The sequence below is a fragment of the Paramagnetospirillum magnetotacticum MS-1 genome, from assembly GCF_000829825.1.
Taxonomy (GTDB): domain Bacteria; phylum Pseudomonadota; class Alphaproteobacteria; order Rhodospirillales; family Magnetospirillaceae; genus Phaeospirillum; species Phaeospirillum magnetotacticum.
Genome location: NZ_JXSL01000030.1, coordinates 738803 through 750981, shown reverse-complemented (window position 1 = coordinate 750981; position 12179 = coordinate 738803). Strand labels below are relative to the sequence as shown.

Annotated in this window: 12 protein-coding genes; all 12 read right to left on the bottom strand. The window is 65.2% G+C overall.

Features of this window, described 5'->3' with window-relative positions; genetic code table 11:
* Nucleotides 1-17: 17 nt before the first annotated feature.
* Nucleotides 18-968 carry a UDP-glucuronic acid decarboxylase family protein gene (locus tag CCC_RS16085; protein ID WP_009871221.1) on the bottom strand — a complete coding sequence of 317 codons (951 nt, stop codon included), beginning with the start codon at nt 966-968 and terminating at the stop codon, nt 18-20.
* A gap of 67 nt (nt 969-1035) precedes the next feature.
* Nucleotides 1036-1980, bottom strand: a complete 945-nt coding sequence (locus CCC_RS16080; RefSeq protein ID WP_009871220.1) for a Gfo/Idh/MocA family protein — start codon at nt 1978-1980, stop codon at nt 1036-1038.
* Nucleotides 1958-3019 carry an NAD-dependent epimerase/dehydratase family protein gene (locus CCC_RS16075; RefSeq protein WP_009871219.1) on the bottom strand — a complete coding sequence of 354 codons (1062 nt, stop codon included), beginning with the start codon at nt 3017-3019 and terminating at the stop codon, nt 1958-1960. The genes CCC_RS16080 and CCC_RS16075 overlap by 23 nt, the downstream gene beginning before the upstream one ends.
* Complete coding sequence (locus tag CCC_RS16070; protein ID WP_041042064.1) at nt 3019-4263, bottom strand: class I SAM-dependent methyltransferase; 1245 nt, start codon at nt 4261-4263, stop codon at nt 3019-3021. Before CCC_RS16070 ends, CCC_RS16075 begins: the two co-directional genes overlap by 1 nt.
* 4 nt (nt 4264-4267) lie before the next feature.
* The gene (locus CCC_RS16065; RefSeq protein ID WP_009871217.1) at nt 4268-4747 is read right to left on the bottom strand and encodes a cupin domain-containing protein; all 480 of its coding nucleotides are present in this window, start codon (nt 4745-4747) and stop codon (nt 4268-4270) included.
* Between the two features lie 13 nt (nt 4748-4760).
* Nucleotides 4761-5471, bottom strand: coding sequence for a glycosyltransferase family 2 protein (locus CCC_RS16060; RefSeq protein WP_009871216.1), 711 nt, complete (start codon nt 5469-5471; stop codon nt 4761-4763).
* Nucleotides 5472-5543: 72 nt separating this feature from the next.
* Nucleotides 5544-6710, bottom strand: a complete 1167-nt coding sequence (locus CCC_RS21305; protein WP_009871215.1) for a glycosyltransferase family 4 protein — start codon at nt 6708-6710, stop codon at nt 5544-5546.
* On the bottom strand, nt 6707-7657 hold the full coding sequence (locus CCC_RS16050) for a glycosyltransferase family 9 protein (RefSeq protein ID WP_009871214.1): 951 nt from the start codon (nt 7655-7657) through the stop codon (nt 6707-6709). Before CCC_RS16050 ends, CCC_RS21305 begins: the two co-directional genes overlap by 4 nt.
* 5 nt (nt 7658-7662) lie before the next feature.
* Entirely contained in the window at nt 7663-8934 is a 1272-nt protein-coding gene (locus tag CCC_RS16045) for a nucleotide sugar dehydrogenase (protein WP_009871213.1), read from the bottom strand.
* A gap of 77 nt (nt 8935-9011) precedes the next feature.
* A complete protein-coding gene (locus CCC_RS16040) occupies nt 9012-10271 on the bottom strand; it encodes a glycosyltransferase family 4 protein (protein WP_009871212.1) in 1260 nt (419 codons plus the stop codon).
* Nucleotides 10253-10801, bottom strand: a complete 549-nt coding sequence (gene gmhB, locus CCC_RS16035; protein WP_009871211.1) for a D-glycero-beta-D-manno-heptose 1,7-bisphosphate 7-phosphatase — start codon at nt 10799-10801, stop codon at nt 10253-10255. Before gmhB ends, CCC_RS16040 begins: the two co-directional genes overlap by 19 nt.
* Nucleotides 10798-12096, bottom strand: a complete 1299-nt coding sequence (locus CCC_RS16030) for an RsmB/NOP family class I SAM-dependent RNA methyltransferase (RefSeq protein ID WP_009871210.1) — start codon at nt 12094-12096, stop codon at nt 10798-10800. The genes gmhB and CCC_RS16030 overlap by 4 nt, the downstream gene beginning before the upstream one ends.
* Between the last annotated feature and the right edge of the window lie 83 nt (nt 12097-12179).

Below are 12179 nucleotides of genomic sequence, written 5' to 3'. Positions count from 1 at the left end.
GACACCAAGGCATTCTCTCAGTGGCCGACACGCTCGCGGAAATAGGCGATGGTCCGTGCCAAACCCTCTTCGAGAGGAATGGTCGGCTGCCAGCCCAGCACCTGCTTCGCCAGGGTGATGTTGGGCTGACGCTGCTTCGGATCGTCGGCGGGCAGGGGCATGAAGACCAGCTTGGACTTGGAACCGGTCAGGCGCAGCACCGTCTCGGCCAGTTCCAGCATGGTGAACTCGCCGGGATTGCCCAGATTGATGGGGCCGGTGACGTCGTCGCCCGAATTCATCAGGCGGATGAAGCCCTCGATCAGGTCGGAGCAGAAGCAGAACGAGCGGGTCTGGCTGCCATCGCCATAGATGGTAATGTCGCGGCCTTCCAGGGCCTGGACGATGAAGTTGGACACGACGCGCCCGTCATTGGGATGCATGCGCGGGCCATAGGTGTTGAAGATGCGGGCCACCTTGATGCGCAAGGCATGCTGGCGCCAGTAGTCGAAGAACAAGGTCTCGGCGCAGCGCTTGCCTTCGTCATAGCAGGCGCGCGGGCCGATCGTGTTGACGGAGCCGCGGTAATCCTCGGGCTGGGGATGGACTTCCGGGTCGCCATAGACCTCGGAGGTGGAGGCCTGGAAAATCTTGGCGCCGACGCGCTTGGCCAGGCCCAGCATGTTTATGGCGCCGTGCACGGAGGTCTTGGTGGTCTGGACGGGATCGCGCTGATAGTGGATGGGCGACGCCGGACAGGCCAGATTGAAGATCTCGTCCACCTCCACATAAAGCGGGAAGGTGACGTCGTGGCGGATCAGCTCGAAATAGGGATTGCCGATCAGATGCGCGATATTCTCCTTCGTGCCGGTGAAGAAGTTGTCCACGCACAAGACGTCGCAATTTTCGGCCAGCAGGCGTTCGCACAGATGCGATCCCAGGAATCCGGCTCCGCCCGTCACCAGTACCCGCTTGCGACCATAGCTCATGAAACTCGTCCTTGGCTGTTCTGCCGTTCCCAGTGAGGCGGCGGATGTAGATGACAACAAACGGGCCCTAGCTGCAAGCCCCCAAAACCCTGACCACCCGAAGGCCTAATTCCAGCGGGCTCGGCCCCGGCTCTGGCTGGCGCACGGCCCCGGCGAACAGGCGGACGGCGCGGGTCAGCGGCATCTCGTCTGTCACCGTCAGCGCATGGCCCTGCCCGACGGGCCAATTCCCGTCCGGTTGCGGAGGATGGAGGGTGAGCTTGTCCGTCGCCCGGTCGTCCATGACCAGAGTTCCGGCCTCGCCGAATACCGCCAAGCGGCGGCACTTATCCATGGTATTGCACAGGCGGATATGCGCTTCTACGGTGCTGAATGCCAGAGTCAGGGTGACGTCTCCGGCCTCGCCGCCGTCTTTCTCGCCCCGTGCCGCCCAACTGGCGGAGGTGGAATCTGGATCGCGGCCCATCAGGTCCAGCACCATGGAAACGTCATGCGCCCCCCAATCCCATAACATGGGAACGCCGCCCGGCCGATAAGGGCCGTGATTGCCCGCTTCCGAGCGGACGGCCAGGATGGGGCCGATGGAGGTAAGATCGGCCTTCAGCGCTTCCCAGGCCGGATTGAACAGCTGGGTATGCTCGACCCAGACCATCACGCCCGTGGCCTTGGCGGCGGCGGCAACGGCCTCGGCTTCGGCCAGATCCAGTGTCAGAGGCTTTTCCACCAGCACCGCCTTGCCCGAGGCGATGGCGGCCAGGGTGATTTCGGCATGGGTGGCGGGGGGTGTGGCGATGATCACCGCTTCCACCTCAGGGGCGGAGACGACCGAGCGCCAGTCACTTTCGATCACGCAACCGGGCGGCACCAGGGCAAGGTTGTCCGGGTTGGAACTGGCCAGCCGCACCAGCGCCGCGCCGGGCAGCCCGGCGATGGTGCGGATGTAATTCTTCCCCCAGCGCCCGGCCCCGATCAGGGCGAGGCGGACGGGGCTATTGTTCGCCGGTATAGACACCGTCGGCCCATGTCAGGAAGCGGCGCAGGCCTTCGTTCAACTCGACACTGGGCTCGAACTTGAGCTGCAGCTTGGCCTTGCGGATGTCGGGGCAGCGGCGGTTGGGCTCGTCGGCGGGATAGGAATCCGGGTATTCGATGATGTTGTGGTTGACCGGCTTGCCGATGACCTCGGAGATGCGGTTGACCAGATCCACCATGGAGATTTCCGGCTTGGGATTGCCGATATTGTAGGCCTCGCCCGGCACGCCGCGCAAAATCACCAACAGGAAGCCGACCATGGCGTCGGTGATGTAGCAGAAGGTTCGCGTCTGATTGCCCGAGCCATAGACATTGAGCGGATGGCCGCCCTTGATGCGGTTGGCGAAGTTGGGCAGGACGCGGTAATCAGTCTCCTGCATGCCGGGGCCGAAGACGTTGAAGGGGCGGATGGTGTTGGTCTTGGTGCCGTGCTCGCCGTGGAAGATGTAGCAGAGCGTCTCGCCGACCCGCTTGGACTCGTCATAGCAGGCGCGCGGTCCCTGGCAAGATACATGGCCGCGATAGCTTTCCGGGGTGGGAACATGCTTGGGATCGGGATCGCCGTAGATCTCCGAGCTTGAGAAGAAGGTGAAACGGGCGCCGTGCTCCTGGGCCAGTTCCAGCATGCGCCGCGTGCCGGTGATGGCCACCTCCAGCGTGGCCAGGGGATGGGCGCGGTAATAGAACGGGCTGGCGATACCGGCGGCGTGGATGACGTAGTCGAGCCCGCCCTTCCACTTCAGGGGCTGGATGACGTCGTGATTGAGGAAGGTGGTGTGCGGATATTCGGTGATCTGCGCCCCTTCCTTGCCCGCCGTGATCAGGTTGTCGGCGGCCACCAGCTTGACCGGCTTCTTCAGGACATGCTGGTTGAGATGGGCGAAGATCTCCATGAAATAGCGGCCGAGAAAGCCGCGCCCGCCGGTCAGCAGCACGGTCTTGCCAGCGAAGTCCTGGGCGGTGTCGCCCAGGCGCTCGCAGATTTCAGCGATATCGGATTTCAGCAGAAACTCGGCCATCAGACGACCTCGACCTTAGGGATAGGGATGATGAACTTGCCGCCCGCGTCACGGAAGGCGGCGTTCTTATCGACGATGGCCTTGGCGAAGTTCCAGGCCAGGATCACCAGATAATCGGGCTTTTGGGCAAAGCCGTCGGCCGAGGACACCACCGGAATATGCATGCCGGGCGAATAGAGGCCCTGCTTCAGCGGGCTGTCGTCGATGATGAAATCCACCAGATCCGGCCCGATGCCGAAATGGTACATCAGCGTGGTGGCCTTGGCAGGCGCCCCGAAACCGCCGATACGCTTGCCCTGGGCTTTGAGTGTCTTCAACAGCCCGTTCAACTCGGCGCCCAGCGCCTCGATATCGGCGGCGAATTTGGCGAGTGTGGCGGCCTTGTCCAGGCCCAGCTTTTGCTCCAAGGCCAGTGCCTCGGCCACCGAGGACCCCACCTTGTGCGGACCATTCTTCAATTGGGCGATGCCGCGCAAGGACCCGCCGTGGGAGCCCACCCGGATGGCCTCCACCAGTTCCATTCCCTTGGCGGCGAAGAAACGGACCAGGGGACCCACCGAGTGATAATCCAGATGCTCGTGATAGATGGTGTCGAACAGGGTGTTCTCGAACACATCCACCAGATAGGACACCTCGAAGACGAAGACGCCGCTGGGGCTCAGCAATCCGCGCACTCCGTCCACCACGCCCGACAGATCGTCGATATGGGCGAAGACGTTGTTGGCGGTAATCACCTCGGTCTTGCCGTGGCTGGCCGCGATTTCTGCGCCCTTATCGGCCCCGAAGAAGCCGCAGATGGTGGGGATGCCACGCGACGTGGCCTCGGCCGAGATTTCCTGGGCGGGATCGATGCCCAGCACCCGCATGCCCGCCTTTTGGAAGAAGGACAAAAGCGTGCCGTCATTGGATCCGATATCCAGGACCAGTCCGCCGGAAACGGGCTTGAAGCGCTCCATGACGAAGGCGGCGTAATCCTCGAAATGCTTCACGAAGACCGGCGACGTGCCCGAGACATAGACGTAATGCTCGAACAGAACCCGAGGATCGACCACGTCGAGCAACTGCACATGGGCGCAGTCCTCGCAGAAGAACACGTCGAGGGGAAAGCGCTCCTGCGCCGTGTCCAGCTCCAAGGCGGGAACGAAGGCGTTGGCGGGCGGCGTGGGGGCCAGCTTGACCACTTCGGTCAGATGCGCTGACCCGCACAGACGGCAAGTGTCGCGGCGATGGTGGGACCCGGCCATGATCTTACTTGTCGCCCGGTTTCCAAGACGTCAGGCCGTCGGTGGCCAGCAGGTCGATGCGCACCACATCGGCCTCGTAGGCCGCCTGATCGCGGGAATTGCGCGACAGAGTCAGGAAGGTGCAGTCCTCGGGAAAGACCATGCCGTGATCGACCATGGGGGGCGTGAACATCATCTCGCCCGCCTTGACGATCATGCGGGTGGGCTCCTCGGTGCTGCCCGTGGGGCGGTGCCAGTATTCGATGGAGCCTGACACCACATAGCAATAATGCCAGTCGGTCTTGTGATAGTGGTTGGCGCGAAGGCTGCCCTTCTTGGACTCGATCAGCACCGCGCTCTTCATCAGGCGATCGACCAGGGGCTGGATGGTGCCGCGGGCATCGGTGAAGGCCTTCTCCAGCTTGACCACGCGATCGAAGGCGGGCCAGGTCAGCTTCTCTTCCTCGGTCACCGGTTCGATGTCGTGGTAGTGGTCGTGGGACATGCAATCGGTCTCCTTAGCGGACGAAGCGTTCGCGGATGATGGTGGCGAACACGGCGATGATGTGGTGGGCCTTGATCTTCTTGCCCTCGGCATAGGTGCGGCCGTGATACGAGATGGGGGTCTCGTAGAAGACGGTTCCCGCCGCCACGGCCTTGGACAAGATCTCGGCATGCTGCTCCCAGCCCTGGGTGCGCAAGCCGCTGCCGTCCACCAGCGAGCGGCGGTAGCACAGATAGCAGGAATAGATGTCGGAAAACGTAGTGTTGTTCAACACGTTGAACAGGAAGGTGATCGCCCAGTTGCCGATCTTGTGCCAGAAATAGAACACCCTGGTGTATTCCGGCGCGGCAAAGCGCGAACCCATCACCACATCGGCGCCGAAGTCGCGGATGGGCTTTAACAGGCGGGCGTAATCATCGGGGTCGTATTCCAGATCGGCATCCTGGAACAGCACGAAATCGCCGGTTGCCGCACCGAGCGCCGTCTTGACCGCCGCGCCCTTACCGCCGTTTTCCTGATGGACCACCCGGTCGTAAAGCTCGGGCCGGGCATCGAGTATCTCGCGCGTGCGGTCTCGGGAGCCGTCATTGACCACGACGATTTCCAGCTCGATGCCGGGGATGGCTTGGGCGCGCACCCGCTCGAGCACCTGGGCGATGGTCTTCTCTTCGTTATAGGCGGGAACGACGACGCTGACCCGAATGGGGGCGGAGGGCTCGGACAAGGAATACCTCTGGCGACAATAGGGTCGGCGGACGGCCCTTCTAAGCCACAGGTGGTGCGCGAATGCAAGCGGTTAGGGCTCTTCGCCCCAACACTCGGCCCAGGCCTGGGAAAGAATGGCCGCGAATTTCTGGTGGGAATAGCGGCTCTCGGCCAGTCTGCGGGCATTGGCGCCAAGCTGGGCGCGCAAGGGACGATCAGCGGCGAGGCGGGCCAAGATCGCCGCCATCTCCGCCGCGTCGTCTGCCAAAAAGCCGGTCTCGCCGGGGGTGACGTAATCCTCGGGGCCGCCGCAGCGGGTGGAGACCACTGGCAGGCCAGACGCCATAGCCTCCATGCCGACGATGCCGAAGCCTTCCTGGTGCGACGGGATGGCGAAGAGATCGAGACCGGCATAAAAGCCGGGCAATTGGTCCAGGGACAATTCGCCCGCCAACTCCACCCGACCCTTTAGCCGGGGATCATTCAGCCGCGCCGCCAGTTCGCCCTGCGGCGTGTCTCCGGCCAAGCGCAGGCGCAGATCGGCGCCGCCGGCCACGGCGTCGATCAAGAGGCCGAGATTCTTGCGTGGGTCGTTGAGGCGAGCGGCAAAGCCCACCACACCGGCCGGGGCGGGCTGGGCGGGCGGGCGAAACCGCTCGCAATCCACGGGAATGGGCATCACCGGGCAAGGCCCGGCGCCCATGGATTGGAACAGCCGCGCCGTGTGGCCGCTGACCGGGCGGATACGGCCTTGGTCCGCCAGGATGAGGCGTTCCATGCGCGCCTGAACCGGGCCGATCAAGCCTTGGTCCACCAGACGGCGCGGCCAGGGCATGGCGCGGCGGCGGTCCTGGCGGTCCTCGATCATGGTGGCGGCGCACCAGGTGATGTGCGGCACCCCGGCCACCACCAGGGGATAGGAGGCCAGCACGGTGCCGCCCACCGCGATGTGGCGGTCATGGGCCTTGATCAGGCGGGTCCAGCGTTCCGACGGCAGATAATAGGGAAACTCAAGTTCGGGGAAGCGGCAGCCCACCGCCACGGCGGGAACGCCGTTCCAGATGGTTCGCTCCAGGGTGCTGGGGCGGCGCCAGGGCTTCCATGAGGGTGCCACCAGATCGGGATGGTCGGACAGGGTGGCGTAATAGGCCACCGTCACCTCGTGGCCTTTGGAGCGCAGATGGTCGACCAGGATGCGGCACTTGGCGGGCACCCCTCCGGCGAAGGGGGGAAGGGTGATGACCAGGACGCGGCTCATGCCCGGCCTCCGGCCATGAGGCCAGCGGCGGCTTCGGCCACCTTGTCCACGTCCAGGTCGAGCATCAGACAGTCGGGGCGGCGATGGTTGAAATCGGGGGCGTGGCAGATGTCTTCGAAGCTGCGGGCCCCGCGCACCGCGGCGCAAAGGGGGCCGAAGGGGCCGTAGAACACTTCCGATGACGGGCCGAACAGGCCCAGCGTGGGGACATGCGATGCGGCGGCGATGTGCATCAGGCCGGAATCATTGCCCACATACAGGCTGGCCCGCTTGAGGCAGGCGTGAATTGTGGCCAGATCGACGCGCCCGATCAGGTCAAGACGCCTTTCGATCGGAACGGCCTCGATCAGCGCATGAAGGGAGGGCCGTTCGCTCTCGGCTCCGAACAGCGCCACCTTGGCTCCAGCCAGGATGCCGCCGTCACCGGTCAGCCGCCCGGCCAACTGGGCGAAGCGTTCGGCGGGCCATTGCTTGGGCGTCCAATTGGCGCCGGGGCCGAGCGCCAGGATGGGGCCCTCGCCCATCAGCCGCGCCGCTTGCGCCTCCTGGTCGGGGGTGGACCACAGAACGGGGGGCAACGGGTGGTCGAGGCCCAGCAGGGCGGACAGATGCAACAGCCGGTGCTTGGGTTCCCACGAGGATTTGATGATCTTGCGGCTCATGGTCGGCACCAGCCAGCCCAGGGCGGAGCCGCGCAGATCGATCACCTGATGCCAGAATATGCCGGCGGTCTGGCGCCACAACTCGATCCAGTGGCCGGCGCGCCTGCGCTTGACCATGGGGATGACCTTGTCCACGAAGGGGGCCGATTGGAACAATCCCGCCGCCGCTTGTCCGCAGGCCACCGTGAAGCGGGCCTTGGGGTATCTCTCCGCCAGATGGGCCAGCAGACCGGTGGACAGTACCGCATCACCGATGCGGCTGGCGGTGACGAACAGGATGCGCAATGGGGCTACAACCGCCAGAGGCGCAGAGATTCGGGAATATCCATGCCGCGCCACATGCCCTTGACGTCGGCCACCAGCCCGCCGTCGCGGACCAAGGTGGTGAAGTTCTCGCCCGAGAAGGCCACATAGGACTGGTGGGGCACGGCGCCCAGCAGGCAGTCATAGCCACGCGCTCCGTCCAGGCTGGGCATCAGGGTCTCGGAATATTCGTGCGCCGCCTCGGCCGGGTCGGCGAAGGGGTCGTGAACATCCACGGTATGGCCCCTGTTGCGCAACGCCCGAATCACGTCCACCACCTTGGAATTTCTGAGATCCGGGACGTTCTCCTTGAAGGTCAGGCCCAGAACCAGGATGCGCGAGCCTGCCGTCAACTGGGCCGAGACCCGGTCGGCGATCCATTCGCCCATGCCGTCGTTGATGCGTCGTCCCGACAGGATGATTTCCGGATGGTGGCCGTTATCCTGGGCGCATTGGGCCAGATAGAAGGGATCAACGCCGATGCAGTGGCCGCCCACCAGACCTGGCTTGAAATTGAGGAAGTTCCACTTGGTGGACGAGGCGTCCAGCACGTCGTAGACCGAGATCCCCAGCTTCTGGAAGATCATGGTGATCTCGTTGATGAAGGCGATGTTGATGTCGCGCTGGGCGTTCTCGATCACCTTGGCGGCTTCGGCCACCCGGATGGAGGCGGCGGGAAAGACGCCGCCCGTGGTCACCGAGCCGTAGACGCGGGTCAGCAGGGCCGTCACTTCGGGGGTCTGACCGGCGATCACCTTGGTGATGCGGTCCACGGTGTGTTCGCGGTCGCCGGGATTGATGCGCTCGGGGCTGTAGCCCAGGAAGAAGTCGGTGCCGCATTTAAGGCCGGAATGCTTTTCCAGCTCGGGCCCGCAGATATCTTCGGTAACGCCGGGATAGACGGTGCTTTCGAACACCACCACGGCGCCCTTCTTCATGGCCTGGCCGACGCTGCGGCAGGCCGACAGGACGGGCTTGAGGTCCGGGCGGTTATCGGAATCCACCGGGGTGGGCACGGTGACGATGTAGACGTCCTGGCCGATGATGTCCTCGGCCTTGGCCGACAGGCGCATGGTGCTGGCTCTGAGGCGCGACGCCTCCACCTCGCCGGTGCGGTCGAAGCCCTTGTGCAACTCGCCGATGCGGCCCTGATCGATGTCGAACCCGATGGTGGGGAAGTGGCGGGCGATGGCCACGGCCAGCGGCAGGCCGACATAGCCCAGGCCGATGACGGCGATCCGCGACGACGGGGTGGACATGGAACGAGGCTCCTCAAACACTTGCCAGGGGGTTGTGGACAAAGCCGCCCCTCCCCGTCAACGAAAAGATGATGGGCTCAGCCCTCGATGGCGCCAGCTTCGGTGGGGCCGCGCCCGGCAACCACCTTTTCCAGCACTTGGATGAACAGTTCCGCCTGACGCTGGCGGGTATGGGACGAGGCGGCGGCCAGACTGGCTACGGCCAGGGTCTTGCGCTCCTCGACCTCATCGGCCATACGCCGCGCGGCAGCGGCCAGGGCGTCCGGGTCGGCGGCGGGGACGAACAGCCCGGCCCTGTCGGCCTCGACGATATGCGACGCCTCGCCCCTGGGTGCGACCAGCAGCAGGGGCAGGCCCATTCCCATGGCCTCGAACATCTTGGACGGGATCACCTCGGCGAAGGCGGGGGAATCCTTCAGATGGATCAGCGCCACATCGCACAGCGACCATACGGCGGGCATGCGCTCCTTGGGCTGGGAGGGGCCGAACACCACATTGGTGAGGTCACGGCGCCCCGCATCTTGCATCAGCATCTGGCGCTCGGCGCCGTTGCCCACCAGAAGAAAGCGGATATGGGGCGCGGTCTCTTTCAGGCGTTCCGCCGCGTCCAGCACATTGATCAGGCCATGGGCCATGCCGTGGGTGCCCACATAGCCGATGACGAACTTATCCTTGAGCCCCCATTCGGCCTCCAAGGCCTCGTCGCGCGGCCTTGGCGCATAGCGGGGCAGGTCGACGCCGTTGATCACCACGGCGATCTTTTCGCCCGGAATGCGGCGCGCGATAAGGTCGGCCTTGAAGGCCCGGGTCAGCGCCACCACGGCGGCCGAGCGGCGGTAGAGGAACAGTTCCAATGCCTCGATGGCGCGGATGACGGGGCTGTCCTTCATGGCGCCCACGGCGGTGATGGAGCGCGGCCACAGATCGCCCAGTTCGAAGACGAAGGGAACGCGGCGCGCGGCGGCCAGGGCCCAGCCGCCCACGGCGGCAAAGAATTGCGGGCTGGTGGAGACCACCACGTCGGGCCGCGCTTCGAACAGTCCGGCGACGAAGGCCGAAACCATGAAGGACAGGAAGTCGAGGATGCGCTTGGCGAAGCCCTCATTGGGGGCGATATAGGTCTTGACGCGGACCACCCGGATGCCGTCCACCTCCGAGACTTGGCGCCAGGAATTGCGCCAGCCGTCGAACAGCTTGCCGCCGGGGAAATTGGGGGCCGAGGTCAGCACCGTGACCTGATGCCCGGCCTTGATCCAATAGGCCGCGCGCTCGGACACACGGGTGGCGGCGGCATTGGTTTCCGGCGGATAGTTTTCGGTCAGGAAGAGGATGCGCATGCCAGCAGCTTCTCGATGACGGCGACGGCCTGGGGCAGGTCGTCGACCACGTAATCGGCCTTGGTGCCTTCGACGAATTTGGGGCCGTGGCCGGTGCGCACCAGGATGCTGACGGCGCCCACCGCATGGCCCAGTTCCACGTCCACTTCCTTGTCGCCGATCATGAAGGATTGGGCCGGGTCGAAATGATGCTCGGCCACCGCCTGGCTCACCATGCCCGGCAGCGGCTTGCGGCAGGCGCAGTCGTCGTCGGGGCCATGCGGACAGATATAAAGCCCGTCCACCATGGCGCCCTCGGACTCCAGAAGCGTGTAGAGGCGGTTGTGAATCTGGTCGAGACGTTCCAGATCGAAATAGCCGCGCGCGATGCCGGACTGATTGGTGACCACGGCCACGCCGAGGCCCAGCATGTTCAGCCGCCGGATGGCGCGGCCCACGCCGGGATAAAGCTCCAACTGGTCCGGATCGGACAGGTAATGCTTTTCGACGTTGATGGTGCCGTCGCGGTCGATGAGGACGAAGCGCTTCATGACATCTTCTCCAAACGCGCCGCGAAGAATGCATCCATGCCGCCCAGTTCGGCAAGATGGCAGGGCAGGGTGCGCAGATCGCCGTCAGCGGTGATCAGTTGGGCGAGCCCGCCCACCTCCTCGGCCCGGATGGGAACGCGCTTGAGCGGTGCGCCCTCGGCCAGCAGGGCGGCGATCTGCTCCGGCCCTTCCTCGGGCTCCAGGGAACAGGTGCAGTAGACCAGGGTGCCGCCCGGTTTGAGCATGGGCAGCGCGGCGCGCAGCAGGCGGGCCTGAACCCCGGCCAGCTTCATCACCTCGGCGGGGTTCTTGTGGCGCGCCACATCGGGGTGGCGGCGCAGCGTGCCGGTGGCCGAACACGGCGCGTCCAGCAGAATGGCGTCGAAAGGCGCGGGTGGACTCCAGGCCCCGGCATCGGCTTCCACCACCTTGGCCTTCAGGCCCAGACGCTTCAGGTTATCGGTGAATCGCACCAGCCGCTTGGCCGAACGGTCGAGCGCAGTGAGCTCGGCTCCCGCCACGGCCAATTGCAGCGCCTTGCCGCCCGGTGCGGCGCACAGATCGGCCACGGCCTTGCCCCTGACGTCGCCCAGCAGGCGGGCGGGCAGGGCGGCGGCGGCGTCTTGAATCCACCACGCCGCCTCGTTGAAACCGGGGAGTGCGGCGATGGAGCCGCCGCCCGCGCGGCGCAGCGAGCCGGTGGCCAAGATGGAGGCCTCCAGCCGCTCGGCCCACAAAGCGGGATCGGCGGCCACGGTGATATCCACGGGCGCCTCGATGAGATGGGCCTGGGCGATGGCCCGCGCGCCGTCTTCGCCATAGGCCCGGACCCAGGAGCGCCACAGCCATTCCGGTGTGTTGAGCAGCCCGGCATCCTGCTCGGTCACCAGTTCGCGGCCTTCACGGTCCAGGCGGCGCAGCACGGCGTTCAACAGCTTGGCGAAACCGGCCAGCTTGGAGCCCTTGACCAGATCCACCGTGGTGGAAATGGCGGCATGGGGCGCCACGTCGAGGAACAGCAACTGGCAGATTCCTAGGCGCAGCGCATGTTCCGCCCCGGCGGCCCCGGCTCGCATGGGTTTTTCCACGCAATGCTCGATCAGGGCGTCGATCTGGCCCAGGCGCCTCAGCGTGGTGCCCAGCAGCATGCGCACGAAGCCCCGGTCGCGCTCTTCCAGCTTCGACAGGCGAGAATCGTCGAGCACGTCGTCGAGCAGGCGGGCCTTGTCCAACACCATGGACAGCAGGTCGACGGCGATGGCGCGGGGGTTGTCGGTATGGGCGGCGCGTTTCATGGCCCAACCCTTACCCCATCCCCGCTCTGGGGGCAATTGGAAGGCCGCTTGCGCCGTTCAGGGGGCTGGAGTACATGGGACCT